Origin of the sequence: Natronobacterium texcoconense, from assembly GCF_900104065.1 — an archaeon.
Classification (GTDB): domain Archaea; phylum Halobacteriota; class Halobacteria; order Halobacteriales; family Natrialbaceae; genus Natronobacterium; species Natronobacterium texcoconense.
Genome location: NZ_FNLC01000007.1, coordinates 74,486 through 91,179, shown reverse-complemented (window position 1 = coordinate 91,179; position 16,694 = coordinate 74,486). Strand labels below are relative to the sequence as shown.

Annotated in this window: 13 protein-coding genes; 9 read left to right on the top strand and 4 right to left on the bottom strand. The window is 65.9% G+C overall.

The window, feature by feature from the left end; translation table 11 throughout:
• Positions 1 to 3 precede the first annotated feature (3 nt).
• Together BLR35_RS19565 and BLR35_RS19560 are read right to left on the bottom strand one after the other, a co-directional pair.
• Positions 4 to 1,002: a PhnD/SsuA/transferrin family substrate-binding protein gene (locus tag BLR35_RS19565; RefSeq protein WP_090385937.1), complete on the bottom strand. Its 999-nt coding sequence runs from the start codon at positions 1,000 to 1,002 to the stop codon at positions 4 to 6.
• A 424-nt stretch (positions 1,003 to 1,426) separates the two neighbouring features.
• On the bottom strand, positions 1,427 to 2,140 hold the full coding sequence (locus BLR35_RS19560; RefSeq protein ID WP_090385935.1) for a hypothetical protein: 714 nt from the start codon (positions 2,138 to 2,140) through the stop codon (positions 1,427 to 1,429).
• Positions 2,141 to 2,225: 85 nt separating this feature from the next.
• Here BLR35_RS19560 and BLR35_RS19555 point away from each other — a divergent pair, with 85 nt between their 5' ends.
• The 7 genes from BLR35_RS19555 to BLR35_RS19525 all read left to right on the top strand — a co-directional run bounded on the left by BLR35_RS19555 (position 2,226) and on the right by BLR35_RS19525 (position 12,713).
• On the top strand, positions 2,226 to 3,008 hold the full coding sequence (locus BLR35_RS19555; protein WP_090385932.1) for an endonuclease NucS domain-containing protein: 783 nt from the start codon (positions 2,226 to 2,228) through the stop codon (positions 3,006 to 3,008).
• 271 nt (positions 3,009 to 3,279) lie between these two features.
• Positions 3,280 to 4,341 (top strand): tRNA-intron lyase, encoded by a 1,062-nt coding sequence (endA, locus tag BLR35_RS19550; RefSeq protein WP_090385929.1) that lies wholly within the window; start codon positions 3,280 to 3,282, stop codon positions 4,339 to 4,341.
• A gap of 61 nt (positions 4,342 to 4,402) precedes the next feature.
• Positions 4,403 to 5,557: a tubulin/FtsZ family protein gene (locus tag BLR35_RS19545; protein WP_090385925.1), complete on the top strand. Its 1,155-nt coding sequence runs from the start codon at positions 4,403 to 4,405 to the stop codon at positions 5,555 to 5,557.
• Between the two features lie 189 nt (positions 5,558 to 5,746).
• Positions 5,747 to 8,737, top strand: coding sequence for a transglutaminase TgpA family protein (locus BLR35_RS21220; RefSeq protein ID WP_090385922.1), 2,991 nt, complete (start codon positions 5,747 to 5,749; stop codon positions 8,735 to 8,737).
• Positions 8,730 to 9,404 carry a DUF7269 family protein gene (locus tag BLR35_RS19535; protein ID WP_090385919.1) on the top strand — a complete coding sequence of 225 codons (675 nt, stop codon included), beginning with the start codon at positions 8,730 to 8,732 and terminating at the stop codon, positions 9,402 to 9,404. The genes BLR35_RS21220 and BLR35_RS19535 overlap by 8 nt, the downstream gene beginning before the upstream one ends.
• Positions 9,397 to 10,755 (top strand): DUF58 domain-containing protein, encoded by a 1,359-nt coding sequence (locus BLR35_RS19530; RefSeq protein WP_090385916.1) that lies wholly within the window; start codon positions 9,397 to 9,399, stop codon positions 10,753 to 10,755. Before BLR35_RS19535 ends, BLR35_RS19530 begins: the two co-directional genes overlap by 8 nt.
• A complete protein-coding gene (locus BLR35_RS19525) occupies positions 10,755 to 12,713 on the top strand; it encodes a DUF7519 family protein (protein WP_211704985.1) in 1,959 nt (652 codons plus the stop codon). The genes BLR35_RS19530 and BLR35_RS19525 overlap by 1 nt, the downstream gene beginning before the upstream one ends.
• A 22-nt stretch (positions 12,714 to 12,735) precedes the next feature.
• Here the strand turns inward: BLR35_RS19525 and BLR35_RS19520 are convergent, their stop codons facing one another.
• Positions 12,736 to 13,707, bottom strand: coding sequence for an AAA family ATPase (locus BLR35_RS19520; protein ID WP_090385913.1), 972 nt, complete (start codon positions 13,705 to 13,707; stop codon positions 12,736 to 12,738).
• Between the two features lie 45 nt (positions 13,708 to 13,752).
• Complete coding sequence (locus tag BLR35_RS19515) at positions 13,753 to 14,358, bottom strand: DUF8170 family protein (protein WP_090385910.1); 606 nt, start codon at positions 14,356 to 14,358, stop codon at positions 13,753 to 13,755.
• 127 nt (positions 14,359 to 14,485) lie between these two features.
• Between BLR35_RS19515 and BLR35_RS19510 the strand changes: the two genes are divergently transcribed.
• Together BLR35_RS19510 and BLR35_RS19505 are read left to right on the top strand one after the other, a co-directional pair.
• Entirely contained in the window at positions 14,486 to 14,923 is a 438-nt protein-coding gene (locus tag BLR35_RS19510; protein WP_090385908.1) for a helix-turn-helix domain-containing protein, read from the top strand.
• Positions 14,924 to 15,004: 81 nt separating this feature from the next.
• Complete coding sequence (locus BLR35_RS19505; RefSeq protein WP_090385905.1) at positions 15,005 to 16,621, top strand: tryptophan--tRNA ligase; 1,617 nt, start codon at positions 15,005 to 15,007, stop codon at positions 16,619 to 16,621.
• Positions 16,622 to 16,694: the final 73 nt, after the last annotated feature.

The window sequence follows — 16,694 nt, the reverse complement described above, 5'->3', positions numbered from 1 at the left end:
AGCTTATCCCAGTCGGTCGAGTTCGATATCGAGGCCCTCGGCGAAGTCGTTGATCGGCTGGTAGTCGTCGTGGTCGGCTTCGACGATGTCCGTGAACCAGAGGGTGTGGTCGTCGAAGTCACTCCAGTCGTCCTGCTGGTCCTCGTCGAGATCGTACTCGTCCGGATCCGCCGACACGTCTGGATCGTTGTAATCCTCGAGGAGGCCGTCGGGCAGGTCGAGGTTGAGTTGGTCGGCCAGGTCGAAGGCGTCGTGGTCGAGTTCCTCGGTCTCGAGGTCACGCATGAACTCCTCGATGTCGTACCGAAGGTCCTCGTCCCACGCGGTGTTGACGACGATCGGTGCGCGGGGGATCGGTGGCGACGCATCGAGCAGTCGAAGCTCCGGCTCCCGCGATCCGGCGTTGGGCATCTCCGCCGAGATTTCGGCGACTTCCGGGAAGTTCTCCTCGATCTGCTCCGCAGGGACGTGCGGGAGCGATGCGAAGCCGCCCGCGCCTGCCGCCATGATCGTGTCGTCGTTGATCAGTTCCTCGACTGCGAGGTCGTGTGCGACGCCGCTTCGCCACTCGAAGTCCTCGGCACTCCCACCATCGGCAGCGTTCCCGATGTCGAGGCCGTTTTCCTGCAGCAGCCACAGCGGTGCGACCCCACCGGAGACCGAGCCAGCGTCGGCCGTCGCGACCGCTTCACCCTCGAGGTCCGAGATCTCAGTAATCCCGCTGTCGGCCGTCGTGACGAGCGTACCGAAGTACTGCTCTGCGCCGTGCTGTTCTCGCATCCCGACGACGTCGATCTCGTCGGGGCCGAGGGTCGGAACTGCAATCGGCGACGTGTCGGCGAAGACTCGGTCACCCTCGCCGGCACGGTCGAGGTCCTGCAGCGTGTGCGAGTAACTCTGTGTCGGCTGCCCTTCGATTTCGACGTCGAACTCGTCTTCGATCCGCTGGAACAGCGGCTGATACTGGATCTGGATGTCGATCGTCTCCTCTGCTGGGTTCATTACCCACCGGATAGTCTCGACATCGTCGTCGCTACTTTCATCCCCGTTGTCCTCACTGCGACCCAGACACCCTGCCAGCGCGATCGTCCCTACTGCACCAGTTTTGGTCAAGAAACTACGCCGTGAATTGGCTGCGTTGCCGCTATCTTGGGACATCTGGGAGTTGATACTTAGGGCTCCATCAAATAATTTCTGATTACGATATATAGATCGCGGTTCACGAGAACGTTTCACTATGTATCTGTGTGGCTTACTGGGCAAAAACCGCCCGAAGTAGGGACGGTCTCGGTAGTCAGCCACCAGTATATCAAAGTCCAGAAAGGTCATCGGACCGAGTGGTGTTCGCTCCTCGAGAGCGACCGATTCGACGCCCGGACGTGAATGGATGTGACGCAACACCTCCACCGGGTCACCGCAGGAACGACTACCGCAAGGCGAGTTCACTCGCCCGCCGAAGATACAGGCCTTCGTCGCCACCCGACTCGAGGTCGTCGTGCTCGCACTCGAGTCCCGGGCTCTCGTGGTTCGCCGGGAAGTGGATCGACAGTTCGTACCGTGCGATATCGCCGTCGACGGCGTCGACCAGTCGTTCGTCTTCGACCGTCAACTCAAGGTCGAACGCCTCGCGGACGGCCGCCTGAAACCGCTTTTCCGCGCGAGTGTAGCCCGGAAGCGACTGCTTGACGGGAGCTGGAACGTCCGAGAAGTAGGCCTCGCTCGCGTCGTGGAGCAGTCCCCACCGCTGTGCTTCGCGGGTGCCGCCGCGCGCTTCGACCTCGCGGCTGACGTGGACCGCGTGGCGAGCGACGCTGTAGAACTCCTTCCCCTGACCCGTGAACCGACTCAGGTTCGAGAGCGCGTGCGCAACGTCCGTGAGTGCGATCCGTTTGGGATCCGGATCGAGCGGCGTGATCCGCTCGCCCGAGCGCGTATCGATCGTCCCGTGGCCACCGTTCGTCTCCGCGAGCACCTCCTGAAGTCGGTTCGCCACTGCCTCGAACCGAGTCCGGTGTGGGTCGTCGCCCTCGCGAACGACCTGTTTCATCGTCGCTACCTCGTCCTCGAGCGCCTCGAGCGTCTCGAGCGTCTCGAGGGCTCGAGACGAATCGACGCCGCTACCGTCGTCTCGATCGGTCATACTGACAGTCACCGAAAACAGCGGGAAAGAGATTGCGTCTCCAGCCGTCCTCGAGTTTAAATACCAGACCGCGGCCACCACCGGCATGATCGACGACTCGATCCGCGTCCTCGCGGGCGACTGCACGGTGATCACCGAAACGGGCGACCGAGAGGAGTACCGCGGGCGAATGACGACGATCGTCAAACCCGACAACACCGTCCTCGTCCACGACACGGACGGCTACCAGCCGGTCGCGTGGCTGACCAGGGCCGACAGCGTCTCGAGCGATCGCTCAGACGGATTCACCCTCGTCGCGAAGAAGGACTCCCAGCGGCTACGCATCGCGGCTCACGACCAGGACGGTTTCGCGAACTATCCAGCCTCGGCAGCAGGACCGCTCGTGGGTACCTGTCCGGACTGCAGCGGCGCGCTCGTCCGGTCGAAGGGCGTCCACTGCGTCGATTGCGGCGATCGGTACGGCGTACCGGCCGACGCCACGATCCGCGACGACGCAGCGAACTGCGAGTGTGGGCTCCCGCGGATGCGCGTCGAGCGCGGTCTGGCGTTCAACGTCTGTCTGGACCGGGACTGTGAGTCGCTGGACGAGGCAGTCACCGAGGCGTTCGACCGCGAGTGGAACTGTCCCGAACCGGACTGCGACGGCGACCTGCGGATCCTCAGACGCGGCGGGCTCATCGCCGGCTGCGAACACTACCCCGACTGCGACACCGGCTTTGCGATCCCGGCCGGCGTCGTCGACGGCGAGTGCGGCTGTGGCCTGCCGACGTTCGACACCGGCGGCGAGACGAGGTGTCTCGACGCGACCTGCGAACAGGTCCGTCAGCGCCGGGTCGATCCCGAGCCCGGTGCGGCCAGCGACGACTAACCGAAGCCATGCTATCCCACCCACCGCCAGCACTTGGCCGACCACCCGCCAGGGTGGGACTGAAAGGGGCTGGCGTTCTCGGAGAAGCACGACGACGCTAGCACTGGAGGGAGCGAGTGAAACGAGCAACCGAAGCGCGCAGCGAGGCGCGCGAGTCGAGAACGCCAGGGGCTTTCGGGGTGTTCCTCGCTCGAACAACTCGAGCAATACCGGCGAAGTCGAATAGCGAGCGATCCATAGCCACTTAGTCCCCCACGGCCAAGGCCCGCACATGTCTCTCGAGGGGCGGTTCGACGAGGAGACGGGCGTCGTCACCGTCGGTCACGACGCACGCCAGCGCTATCACGACTCGCGGGGGTACGGCTATCCGGTTTCGGGCAACGAAATCGCTCTCTCGCCGGTCGAGGCGGCACATCTGCTGTACAGGGGTGACCTCGAGGCGATCGTCGACGACGATGGCGACCGCCTGGATTTCCAGTCGTTCGTCGCGCAGGAACCGGGCGAGGAGTTCGGCGTCCGCTTTCTGGTCTACTCGGACCTGCGCGAGCGGGGGTTCTACCTCTCGCCGGCCGAAGAGCCGTGGATCGACGAGCCGCCAGCGGGTGAGGTCGACTTCGCGGTCTTCCCACGGGGAAAGGGTCCTGGCGACGGCGAAATCGCCTACGCCTTGCGGGTGATCGGCGAGCGGACGGACGTCCCCGCCACGGAGCTGTCGGCCGGCGTCCTCGCGGTGGTCGACGAGGAAAGCGAGATCACGTACTTCGAAGTCGATCGCCGGAATCCCACGGGTTCCTCGAATCCCGACGTCGCCCTCCCCGACCGCTGTGACGCCGACCTGCTCGAGGACCGGGTCGTCGTCTGGGACCCACCCGTAGCGCTCTACGAGCGGACGTTCTACGGCCAGCCGCTCGAGGGCCGGGAGTACGACGAGCCGACGCTGCAGTGTTCGCTGCTCGAGGCGGCCTACCTCGCCGAAGAGGGGGCGATCGACCTCGAGCCGTCGACGGTGCGCGAACGCGGCCGCGAGGTCGAGGGCGAGCGATTCGACCGGCGGCTGACGGTCTACACGGAACTGCGCGAGCGCGACGTCGTCCCGAAGACGGGGTACAAGTTCGGCGCGGACTTCCGGACCTACGCCGACGTCGACTCCGTGGACGATCTGAGCCACTCCGAACTCCTGGTCCGGGTGCATCCCGCAGAACACGTCTTCGAACCCCGCGATATCGCACTCGACGTTCGGCTCGCCCACGGCGTCCGCAAGACGATGGTGTTCGCGCTGGTCGACGACGACGAAACGATCGAGTGGTGGTCGCTCGAGCGGTTGACCCCCTGACAGTTTTGGGCGTGTCCGCCGGTCGGAACTGTAAAAACCTCCGCGTGTGATAGGTCAGGGTATGCAACTCGAGGTGATCGGCGTCGGTGGGGCAGGGTGTCGGATCGCCGATGCGATCGTGGCGAGAGAGTCGGAGCAGTACCGGTTCGTCGGCGACGCCTTCGCGTTCGACACCGACGTCGAGAGCGCGGCGACGCTCGAAGCGATTCCCGAAGAGTACCGCCACCGGTTCGGCGATACGATCGACGAGGGGCTCAACGGCAACCTCGATCGTGGACTCGAGGTCGGCGAGGAGTACGTCGACGAACTCGGTCGCGTGCTCGATCAGGGACGGCCGTCGACGGCCGACGCCTTCCTCCTGACCGTCGGACTCGGCGGTGCGACGGGGAGCGGAGCGGTTCCGCACCTGATCCCGCGGCTGCAGACGGTGTACGACAAGCCGGTGTACGTCCTCGCGACGCTGCCGGCGAAGTCCGAACTGAGCGCGGACGACACCGTCGGCATCGAACGACCGGCGGCAGCGGGCTCTTCCGTCGAGGTCGACGTCGGCGAGACCAGACCGCTCGCGGAAGAGAACGCGGTCCGTACCCTCAAACTGCTCGATGGCCTCGCGAACGCGGTCATCTGTTTCGACAACGAGTCGTGGCTTCACACCGACGAGAACCTCGTCGAAGCACGGGATCGGCTCAACCGCGACCTCGCGACGCGGGTCGAGGCGCTGTTCGGCGCCGGCGCCGCAGGTGACGGCGACGTGGCCGAAACCGTCATCGACGCGAGCGACCTCGCACGGATTCTCGATTCTACCGACGAGACCGTCGTCGCGACGCTGGGATACGGACATCAGAACGTCGAGACCGACGACGGCGGCTCCCGGTTCGGCCTCGGCCTCATCCCCACGGAATCGTCGGTCGACACCACCGAGGCGGTCAGCGCCGTCGAGACGACGATCAACAAGGCGCTTCACGGAAAACTCACCCTCGAGTGCGAGCGCGCGAACGTCAACCGGGCGATGGTCGTCGTCGGCGGCCCACCGGACTGGCTCAACCGCAAGGCGATCGCCGACGGCCGGCGAACCGTCCAATCCGCGACCGGATCGGCGGAAATCCTCGGCGGCGACGCACCGCGTCCCGACAGCGACCACGTCTTTACCGTCGTCTTGCTCGCCGGCCTCGAGTCGGTCGATCGGCTCGAGTCGTTGTGGCGCTCGCGGCGGTGAACGCGCTGACGTCGACCGACGCGGATTCTAATTCTACCGAACATATCCGCCTCGATATCATTTGTCGGGGCCGTCCAGGGCGGGAAACCGTATACAACTGTTCTGGTTCTGGTATGTCATTTATGGGTGTCTTTATGGGAAACGAGTTAGTAGAAGTCGGCGAACGAACGTGGTCCCGGAGTAGTATCAATGGGAGAGAAAGACTCGAGGCGAGCGGAACGTACGATCCGGCCGGACTGGGGGCAGTTCGCCCTCGTCGTGGTCGCTATCGTGGTGCTGGCGCTGTCGGCAGTGGTGATACCGGCACTGGGTGGCGTCACGTTCGCCGGGCCGGGGCAGCTATCGGCAGGTGACGGCGAACACGACGTTCCCCAGCTCGGGGACGGAGCGAGCGGCGGGCAAACGCTCGATGGCGCGGTCGGACACTCGTCCGATCGCTCTACGATCGGTGGCTCCGTCGAACTCTCGACCGAGGTACAGTTTACCGTCAGGGCAGAGCAGGGGACGTACTGGCGAACGGGCGTCTACGATCGGTTCACCGGCGACGAGTGGGTTCGAACCGGCGAGCGAAGCCCGTACGACGGCTCGATCGCGGAGCCACGGGGCGAGCGGCTGACCCAGGTCGTCACTGCCGAGACCGACCTCGGACTCATGCCGGCGGCAGCCGAGCCAGTCTTCGTCGACGACGAGCAGGCTCGCCACACGGAGGTTTCCGGACACGGCCAGCCACATCCCACGTCGCCGATTCGTGAGGGCGACAGCTACGTCGTCGAGAGTACGGTCCACGAGCCAAGCCCCGAGGAACTCCGGACGGCAGGCACCGACTATCCCGACTCGATCGACGAGTTCGACTACCGGCAGGTCCCCGACGACACCTCGAGCGAGTTCGTCGAGCGAACCGAAGCGATCACCGAAGACGCCGACACGCCATACGAGAAGGCGACAGCGATCGAGACCCACCTCCGATCCTCGAAAGACTACTCGCTCGACGTCGACCAACCCGAGGGCAACGTCGCCGAGGAGTTCCTACTCGAGATGGACGAGGGCTACTGCGTCTACTTCGCGACGACGATGACACAGATGCTTCGGACCGAAGACGTTCCGGCCCGGTACGTGACCGGCTACACGACCGGCGAACGGGTCGACGACGAGTACGTCGTCCGCGGGACGAACGCCCACGCCTGGGTCGAGGTCTACTTCCCGGACCACGGCTGGGTGACTTTCGAGCCGACGGCCGGTGACGACCGCGACGACGCCCACTCGGAGCGACTCGAGGAGATGGACGAAGACGAGTTCGAAGACGAACACTTCGAGGAAGAGTCCGACGACGGCCACGACGACGAAGAGAGCGAGGACGAACACGACGAAGAAAGCGAAGACGACCGGGAAGACGAGGACGACCGCGACGAATCCGAAGACGACCGGGAGGACGACCACGAGCAAGAAGACGAACCCGAAGACGAGCAGGAAAGCGACGACGAAGAGACCGAAGATGCCGACGAAGAGGAAACGACGGACGAGGAACTCGAGACGGAGACGACCTACGACATCGCCCTGGACGACCCGTCGCCGACACCGGGCTCCGAGGTCGAAGTCACCGTCACGAACCGCAACACCGGCGAGCCAGTCGAAGGCGCAGTCGTCTACTTCGACGACGATCGAATCGGGACGACGGACGTGGACGGAACCGTGACGGGAACCGTCCCCTACACGGAATCGTTCACCGTTCAGGTCGAACCGACGACGACGACGACACAGGGTTCGCTCGCTCGAGGTGGGCCCGGAGCGGGCCTCGTCAGCACGGCGACGACACAGGCTGCGGGCAGCGAGAGCGCGGGGACAGAGACGACCGTCGAGACGAACGCCGAAACCACACTCGAGGCACCGGAGACGGCCGTTCCCGGAGCAGAGGTTACGATCACGGCGACGGTCGGCGATAGCTCGCTCGTCGACGGGACGGTGCTCGTCGACGGCGAGGAGCGGACGACGACCGACGACACCGGGACGGCACGAGTCACGATGCCGGAGACGGGCGGAAACGCGACGGTCAGCGTCGAGCGCGGTGAAATCGGCGCCGAACGAACGATCGCGATCGCCGACGGCGAGATCGACGTCGACAGTCTCGTGCCGCTACCGGGACGGACGGTCGACCTCGAGTTGACACACGGCGGCGATCCAGTCGACGGCGCGACGATCCTCGTCGACGGCGAAGAGGCGGCGACGACGGCGAACGGGACCGCGACAGTCGGGTTACCGATCGCGAACGAGGCGACGATCGCGGGACAGTTCGACGGCGCGGCCGCCGAGACGACCGTCGACGGGCTCTACCGCAACGCCGGACTGCTCGCGGTCGCGCTCGTCGGCGGAACAGGACTCGCCGGCAGAGTCCTCGGTCGACGATACGAAATCACGCGAGAGACGCTCCGATCCCTGCCCGCGATCGCCAGACGACTCCCTCGGCGTGCGATCGAACTGGCGCAGACGCTCGGACGGACGGTCGTCGACGCGGTCGTCCGCGTCGCCGAACGCCTCGAGCGGGTCGGCGACTGGTGTCGGTCCGTGGCGAGGCGGTTCACCGACGAGGGGCTGGCCGCACTTGCGGCGTTACACCCGCTCCGGCTGGCTGCCCTCGGTCTCGACGCGATCTATGCGATAGTAGACGCCTCGAGAAAGCGGGCGAACGCGCTCGCGGCGCTGCTCGGCAGGGGTCAGCCGGGACCCGCGGACGGGGGTGGCGGCGACTCCCAGGTCGTGCTCACGCTGCGGGACCTCTGGCGGGCGTTCGTCCAGTTCGTCCAGCCGCCGAACGTCCGGACGAAGACGCCAGGTGAGATCGGCCGGTACGCGGTCGAGCGCGGGTTCCCGGAGCCGGCCGTCCGGACCGTGGTCGACGCCTTCCGGGACACCGAGTATGGACAGTCGACGCCCTCGACGGATCGAGTCGAGCAGGTCGGTACGGCGCTGCAGTCGGTGGCAGCGGACTCGGAGCAGTCGGGACGGGAGGTCGTCGAACGGGTCGGCGACGACTCGGCGCGGCTGATCGGCGAGACGACGCCCGTAGCGGACGACGACGAGAGCGACGACGACGCGGAAGCGACTCAAGAGCCACCGGCCGCGACCGACGGAAACGAAGCCGATGACCGAGACGAGACGGAAGACGAGGGGACGACGGATGGGTGACTGGTCCAAACTGAACGCGTTACTCGCGGTCGTGTCGGTGGTCGCACTCGTTTTCGGCGCCGTGATCGTGACCGTCCCCTCCGCGCTTCCGCCGGCAATCGCGGACGAAATCACGGCGTTCGAGCAGTCGATCGACACCCGGACCGTACTGATCGGAATTACGGTCGTCGTCTTCCTGTTCGGGCTGTGGCGGACGTACTTCTCCGGGGCGAGCGACGTTCGCGATTCCGGTGTCGGTCGGACACGAGCGGCAGTCGACGAATCCACCGACGCCGCCGTGATCGGAGCGCGAACGAGCGAACGCGCCGATCGGACGATCGCGGCGCTGAAAGGCGGCCAGTCGGTCGACACGGACCCGCTCGTCGAGGACCTCCGCGCGTCGCTTCGAGCCATCGAGACCGCGAGAGGCTACTCGGGTGTCCGCCGCGAAAACCGCATTCGACGGGGCAAGTGGACCGACGACCGCATCGCGGCTACGTTCCTCGGCGACGAAACCGCCGGCAGCCTCTCGCTCTGGCACCGACTCCGGATGTGGCTGTTCCCCGGCCGGACGTTCGAACGGCGACTCGAGCGAACCCTCGAGGAACTCGAGCGGTACGCGACCGCAGACGTGACGGAGAGCGAACGGAGGACGGACACAGACGCCGCGGAGGGAGACGATGCGTAGGGGACGCGTCTCGCGGTGGCACTCCGGCGTCGTCGCCTCGATCGTGCTCGTCGCCACCGGTGCGTTCCTGGGGATCCAGTCGCTGCTGCTCGCGTCGATCGTTCCCGTGACGTATCTCGGCTACGCCGCGCTGTCGTCGGCGCCGGACCCCGAGACGACGCTGACCGTCGAACGCGACTGTACGCCACGGATGCCGTTGCCCGGCGAACGCGTCGAGGTCACGCTCACCGTCGAAAACGACTCGAGTCGGACCCTGCCAGATGTCCGGATCGCCGACCACGTTCCCGACGGCCTCGAGGTCGTCGAGGGGTCCCCGGAACGTGCGGTCACCCTGCGTGCGGGCGACCGGACGGAACTGACCTACGCCGTCCGTCCACAGCGAGGGACGTACGCCTTCGACGCACCGTGGATTCGGCTCCGAAGTCTGAGCGCAACCGCAGTTGCGACGGCGTCACCGACGGTACGCGGCGACGACGCTCTCGAGTGTACGATCCCGTTGAACGGGTTCCCGATCGATCGGCAGACGATTCCGCTCGCTGGCACCGTCGCGAGCGACAGTGGCGGGCCGGGTTACGAGTTCCACTCGACGCGGGAGTACCAGCAGGGCGATCCGCTGAGTCGGGTCGACTGGCGACGGTACGCCCGGACGGGCGAACTCGGGACTGTCCTCTATCGCGAACAGGAGTCGGCCAAGATCGTCGTGATCGTCGACGGGCGCGCCGTCACGCAGGTCACGCCGGAACCCGGCCGGCCGGACGGGACGACTCTCGCAGCGTATACGGGAATCGTGACGAGTTCGGCGCTCGCAGACGTCGGCCACAGCGTCGGAATGATCGGCTTCGGAATCGAGGGCGAGATCCCCGGCGTCTACACCGGCCCGCCAGCCTACGTCGAACCCGGTGCCGGCGCCGACGTCGGCGGACGTATCTCGCGAGTGTGTGACGCCATCGCCGCTCGCGGGAGCGACGGAGCCTCGAGCGACGACGCACGAACGCCGAGTCGGACGAATCAGCCGGGTCACAACCGGTCGGCGCTCCGGTCCGACAGCGGGAAAGCCGCGGCACACCTCGAGACGTTGCTTCCGGGCGATGCACAGCTCGTGGTCTGTACGCCCGCAGTCGACGACGCGATCGTCGATCTCGCGATCGCGTTGCGCCGGCGCGGATTCCGGACGACGATGGTCTCGCCGGACGTGACCGACGGCGACGAGGTCGGGGCACGACTGGCCGGCGTCGAACGACACGCCCGGCTGGAACGACTGCGCCGACTCGAGGTTCCGGTGGTCGACTGGAACACGTCGGAGCCGCTCGTGACTGCACTGAGTCAGGGACTGGGCGAGGTGATCCGGTGATGACAGCGACGACGAAACGCTCGGAACGTGACGACCAGCCGAACGGAACCATCAGCGCACCCGTGACGGCGATCGTAACGATGCTCGCAACCGCCGTCGGCGCGGTGGCGCTTGCAGTCGGCGTCGACGCACTGGAACCGGCCGCCGTCGCCGCCGTCGCGGGCTGTCTGTTGACGGCGACGGTGACCGCGACGAAACGCCGAACGCCCGGCGGACGGGCCGTCGGAAGCGTCCTCGTGGTGTTCGCCGCGACCGCCATGACGGGAGCGATCGGTTTCGCGGCCGTAAGCGGACCCATAGACGTCAGCGCGATCTTCCGCGTCGGCGTCGCCCTCTCGGTCGGCCTCGCGGCGTTCGGAGCGACGGCGACGCTCACCGGTGCGGTCGGCGACGGCGCGGTCCGCTCTGCGGTTCCCGTCGCCGTCTTCACTGCCGTTCCGATCGCGGTCGCTGCCGCGGTGTACGCCGTTCCGGTTCGCGCCACCTGGGACGGAGTGACTCGAGCCGGATGGACCGCAGAGGGACGCGTCGCTGTCGAACGGTTCCTCTCGCCGGACGGGACGGCAGTCGGCGTCGTGACGTTCCTGGCCCTGTTCGTGGGGCTGCTGTGGACCGCGTACGTCGTCCTCCCGCGACTGCCAATTCCTCAGTTGTTACCCCGTGACCGGCGGGAACCGGCCCAGCAACGCATTCGACGGCTCGCACTCCGAACGGGAATCGCCGGGATGTTCGTCCTGCTCGCAGGCACCGCCGCGACAGGCGTCCTGTTCGTCCCGGCACTATCACAGCTACCGTACGTGGAATCGGTGATTCCAGTCCTCGAGTCCGTACTCGTCCCGGTCGCGATGGCACCCGCAGTCAGAATCGGCGTCGTCGGAGCGATCGTGACGCTGTGGCTGGTGTGGCTGCTGTCGAGGCTCCCCGGACTGCGCCGACTTCGCCACGGCGTCCTCGTGTCCTGGGGGCCGGTATTCACGGGCGGCGTCCTCGTCGCGTCACTCGTCGCCAGCGGCTACCCGACCGTCTTCGAGGAGCGGATTCGACCGGAACTCGAGGCGATGGCAGCCGACGGCCCGTTCGTCGTCCCCCAACTCGGGGAGGTGCCTCTGGAGGAGCTACTCGAGGTCGCCTCTCCGCCGGAGGGGATCGTGATCGCGAGCGTCGTGATCGTGGGCATCGTCGGCAGCGTCGTCGCCCTGTTGCTCGGTATCTGGGCGACCGGACTCGTGCGACTCCTGCCAACGCGGGGCGCTCCCGGCGCGCTCGGTGCCGGTGCCCTCGTCGGTGGCACCATCGTCGCCGCGGCCGGCGGTGCGTCGCCGTTCGTCGTCTGCATCGCGGTCGCGGCCGCGGTCGTCGCCTGGGATGCAGCCGTCTACGGCGTCTCGATCACCGAGGAACTCGGTCGAGACACGAACGCTCGCATGCCCGCGTTGGCGCATACCACCGGCACTGTCCTGGTCGGAGCCGTCGGAGTCGGCGTCGCACTCGCCGTCCCGCGACTCGTCGGGGCGTTCGCGGTTCGAACCGGGATCACCGTCGCTCTCAGCCTGACCGTTGCACTGCTCGCCGTCTTCGTCGCGCTCAAACGCCGGGCGAACGCGAGCCGAACGGTCGACGCCGGCGGTCTCGAGTCCGACGAGCCCTCGACTATCGACGAATCGCAACCGGCCGGCGACAGCGACGACGCGACTCCGGAGCACCCCACGGCATCGGACAGCGAGGATGGCGTCCAGTCGTCGCTCGAGACCGACGCGGCGTCTCTCGACCTCGAGGCGGAGACCGTCCCGACCGTCGTCTCGAACGAAGCGGAGACGCTCCGTGTCGGCGGCTTCGAAACGATCGGCGATCTGCAGTCAGCGAGCGCGAGCGAGATCGCATCGGAAACGCGAGTCACGAACGCGAAAGCGAGGCTGATCGTCTCCGCTGTCGACGACGAATACGGCGAAGAAGAGTGACGGCTCTCGGAGTCCGACTCCGTTACGCCGGCGGATCGACCGCCGGGACCTCCGTCCGGCGCAGAACGTCGTCGACGACCGTCGCGCCGTCGACGCCCTCGATCTTCGCGTCCGTCGTCAACACGATCCGGTGTTGCATAACTGGTTTCGCGATCCGTTTGACGTCGTCCGGTGCGACGTACTCGCGACCGGAAATCGTCGCTCTGGCGCGGGCAGCCTCGTAGTACCGCTGGATCCCTCGAGGCGAGATACCGACGTCGACGCGGTCGTCCTCGCGCGTCGCTCGTGCGAGGTCGACGAGGTACTCCCTGACCGGCTCTGCCATCGTGATCCGTTCGGGGACGGTCTGGAGATTCCGGACGCCGGCGGTGTCGAGTACGGCGTCGACCGTCGGCATCTTCGTGTCGCGCTGGCTCCGACGCTCGATCAACTCGAGTTCCCCCGCTCTATCCGGATACCCGATCGACGTCTTGACCATGAAGCGGTCGCGCTGGGCTTCGGGCAACTCGAAGGTCCCCTCCTGTTCGACCGGGTTCTGCGTCGCGATCACCAGGAACGGATCGGGAAGCTGTCGGGTCGTCCCGCCGACGCTGACCTGTCCCTCGTCCATCGCCTCGAGCAGGGCCGCCTGGGTCTTCGGCGGCGCACGGTTGATCTCGTCGGCCAGCACCACGTTCGCGAACACTGGCCCCTTTTTGAACTCGAACTCGCCGGTTCGCTCGTTGAACACGTGCGAGCCGGTGATGTCGTTGGGGAGCAGATCCGGCGTGAACTGGATGCGGGAGAACTCGAGACCAAGCGCCTGGGCGAGTGTCAGCGCCGTCAGGGTCTTGCCAGTTCCGGGGACGTCCTCGAGGAGGACGTGGCCGCGCGCGAGCGTCGCAGTCAGAACCTGTTCCAGAAACACGCGGTCCGTGATGACCGCGTCGTCGATACGGGAGATAACCTCGTCACACCGCTCGCTCGCCGACGTGACGGTGAGATCGTCTTGCATCGAACGTCACTGTCCACCGGACCACCAAGAACGTACTGGCATTCGTTACGGAATTGAATCGACGGCGTCGCGTAACTCGTCGGTATCGATCCACTCGTGTGCGCGATCCCCCGTCAGGAGTAGTTCGACGTACGAGGCGGCCATTCCGTTCGCGTATCGCTCACGTTCGGTCTCTTCGTCCGGATACCGCCGTTTCAACACCCACGTTTTGGCTCGGTAGGACGGCGCGAACAGCAATCCGAGTTCCCAGACGTAGCCGCCGTCGAAGTCCTCGATGACGGCGACGATATGCGTCGCACGTCCACAGAGAATATCGAACACTCGCGTCCAGAGACGGATCTCCTCGGGCGTGAGACCGAACTCCTCGAGTTGCATCGCGACCGCGGGGGGATCGGTCCGTGCGTCGAGGCGATCGTAGACGATCCTGCGTCGCGACGCGGCCCCGGTTTCACCGCCAGCCCCGACGACCAGATATCGGCGGTCGTATCCCTCGATTCGGTTCAGTCGCTCACCGTTGACCAGGTCCTTGATCCGCTGGTGTTCGCTCGGGGAGAGACGAACGCTCTCCATCTCGTCGAGGAGGGCGTCTTCGTCCGGAACCCGACCATGTCGGGGATCGTCGTCTTCGACGTTTTCGCCACCACGTTCCATTACGCGACGTTCGTTCTGGAATCAACATCAATTATGTGTTCGGCGGCCAACCGTTTGCAGTACCAGTTGTGGTACTAACCTCAGTCAGATGCGAGTGTTTATGGAAGATGAGGACGAAAGGGACTGTATGAGACCCGAAACGGCGGTGGCCACCGGCTCGCAGGGATCCCGGAACCCGTCCGACGAGGGGTTCGACGCGTGGCGGGCGCTTCAGAAGGCGACCGACAAGAAGCGAGCCGACCTCCTCGCGGACGTCGTCGGACATCCGAAAGGGATGCCGAGCGTCGAAGAACTGGATTACATGAATCCGCCGCTCAGCGAGGATGCGATCCGCCGGCACCTCAGGACGCTGGCTGACGTCGGTGTCGTTCGAGAACGCGAGTTCGAACCGGGCGACCGGCTCCGGGACTACCCCTACAAGTTCTACGAACTCACCGACGACGCTCGCGACCTGTTCGACCGCAACGGACTGTTCCCCGAGGAGGCCTGGCAACGCCAGTATCAGGCCGTCGAGAAGACGGCTCGAATCCGGGACCTCGAGGAGATGCCGCGTCCGGACGCCTGAGAGTGGTCGTCGAAACGCTGTCGAGAATCCCGACGAACGAAGCCGAAGGCTTTTGCGCGCTGGCGCGCCAAAACCGTGGTAATGACCGGAGACGACCCGCTCGAGGAGTCCGAGCCAGGAGAACCGATCGCGGACGGTGGTGAGCGATCTTCGTCGGAGCTTCGTTCCGACGGTGGGGCAGCAGGTGCTGACGAAGTCGCACTGGATCCGTGGGGCTCCTCGTCCGTCTCCGACTATCGCAAGCTATTCGAGGAGTTCGGCATCGAAGAGTTCGACGAGGTGCTCGAGGAGGTTCCGAATCCCCATTACCTGATGCGACGGGGCGTCATTTTCGGCCACCGTGACTATCGCCCGGTCGCCGAGGCGATGCGCGAAGACGAGCCTGCGGCCGTTCTCTCGGGATTCATGCCGACCGGCGACCCACACATCGGCCACAAACTCGTCTTCGACGAGATCGTCTGGCATCAACAGCAGGGTGCCGACGCCTACGCGCTGATCGCCGACTTAGAGGCCAACGCCGCCCGCGGGATGACCTGGGAGGAGATCGACGAACACGCACGTAGCTACCTCCTCTCGCTGCTCGCGCTAGGGTTCGACCCCGAGGAAGGGACGCTCTACCGCCAGTCGACGAACCGCGAGGTCCAGGACCTCGCGTTCGACCTCGGCGCGGAAGCTAACTTCTCGGAGTTCCAGTCGATCTACGGCTTCGACGGCGAGACCGACGTCTCCCACATGCAGTCGGTCGTCACCCAGATGGCCGACATCCTCTACCCGCAACTCGAGGAGCCAAAGCCGACCGTCATCCCAGTCGGCCCCGACCAGGACCCCCACGTTCGGCTGGCACGGGACCTCGCCGAACGGATGCGCTTCTTCAAGGTCAGCGAGGCGTACGCCAGCTTCGAACTCGAGCCCGAGGAACGCGACATCGTCGCGGACTTCTACAAGCGGCTCGATCCCGCCGAGTTCGACGACGACATGCTCCGGTGTACGCACGTCGCCGAAGCTATCGCGGAGACGCCGCTCGAGGAACTCGCGGTCGACGCGAGCACGCTCGACGACCTCCTGACGAAACTCGAGGAAGGCGGCATGGAGCCCGTCCGTCCCCGGACGCGCTTCTTCGATCGACGGGCGACCGACGAGGCGTTCGACGCCCTGATCGACGCGATCGACGGCGAAAAGCGCGTCTACGAGAACCACGTCGACGCCTTCGAGATCGACCTTGCGGAGGCCGAGGAACTCGCCCGCGAGGTCGAGGTCGACAACGGCGGCTACGGCTTCCAGCCGCCGTCGTCGATCTACCACCGGTTCATGACCGGTCTCACCGGCGGCAAGATGTCCTCGTCGATTCCGGCGAGCCACATCTCGCTGCTCGACGACCCCGAGGACGGCTACAATAAGGTGAAGTCGGCGACCACCGGCGGCCGCGAAACCGCCGAAGAACAGCGCGAGAAAGGCGGGAAGGCAGACGAGTGTCCCGTCTACGAACTGTACGCCTACCTGCTCGCCGGCGACGACGACGAGTTCGCCAAACGCGTCTACGACGAGTGCGTCGGCGGCGAACGCCTCTGTGGCGACTGCAAAGAACAGGCCGCACAGCTGATGAAGGAGTTCCTCGAGGACCACCAGGAAAAACGCGAGGAAGTCGAGGAGTTACTCGAGGACGCGGATATCGAACTCGAGTCGCCGCGTCGTCGCTGAGTTCGACAGACTTGGTCGTCGGTCATCGAGTCCAGTTTTCCGAAGCTATTTTCGGTTCGACGGTATAGTCAGT

What these genes read in the sequence shown, in the direction of transcription:
- BLR35_RS19565 (WP_090385937.1), bottom strand. Translation starts at nt 1,002, where the DNA reads ATGAACCCAGCAGAGGAGACGATCGACATCCAGATCCAGTATCAGCCG.
- BLR35_RS19545 (WP_090385925.1), top strand. Translation starts at nt 4,403, where the DNA reads ATGCAACTCGAGGTGATCGGCGTCGGTGGGGCAGGGTGTCGGATCGCC.
- BLR35_RS19505 (WP_090385905.1), top strand. Translation starts at nt 15,005, where the DNA reads ATGACCGGAGACGACCCGCTCGAGGAGTCCGAGCCAGGAGAACCGATC.
- BLR35_RS19525 (WP_211704985.1), top strand. Translation starts at nt 10,755, where the DNA reads ATGACAGCGACGACGAAACGCTCGGAACGTGACGACCAGCCGAACGGA.
- BLR35_RS19515 (WP_090385910.1), bottom strand. Translation starts at nt 14,358, where the DNA reads ATGGAACGTGGTGGCGAAAACGTCGAAGACGACGATCCCCGACATGGT.
- BLR35_RS19560 (WP_090385935.1), bottom strand. Translation starts at nt 2,140, where the DNA reads ATGACCGATCGAGACGACGGTAGCGGCGTCGATTCGTCTCGAGCCCTC.
- endA (WP_090385929.1), top strand. Translation starts at nt 3,280, where the DNA reads ATGTCTCTCGAGGGGCGGTTCGACGAGGAGACGGGCGTCGTCACCGTC.
- BLR35_RS19535 (WP_090385919.1), top strand. Translation starts at nt 8,730, where the DNA reads ATGGGTGACTGGTCCAAACTGAACGCGTTACTCGCGGTCGTGTCGGTG.
- BLR35_RS21220 (WP_090385922.1), top strand. Translation starts at nt 5,747, where the DNA reads ATGGGAGAGAAAGACTCGAGGCGAGCGGAACGTACGATCCGGCCGGAC.
- BLR35_RS19530 (WP_090385916.1), top strand. Translation starts at nt 9,397, where the DNA reads ATGCGTAGGGGACGCGTCTCGCGGTGGCACTCCGGCGTCGTCGCCTCG.
- BLR35_RS19555 (WP_090385932.1), top strand. Translation starts at nt 2,226, where the DNA reads ATGATCGACGACTCGATCCGCGTCCTCGCGGGCGACTGCACGGTGATC.
- BLR35_RS19520 (WP_090385913.1), bottom strand. Translation starts at nt 13,707, where the DNA reads ATGCAAGACGATCTCACCGTCACGTCGGCGAGCGAGCGGTGTGACGAG.
- BLR35_RS19510 (WP_090385908.1), top strand. Translation starts at nt 14,486, where the DNA reads ATGAGACCCGAAACGGCGGTGGCCACCGGCTCGCAGGGATCCCGGAAC.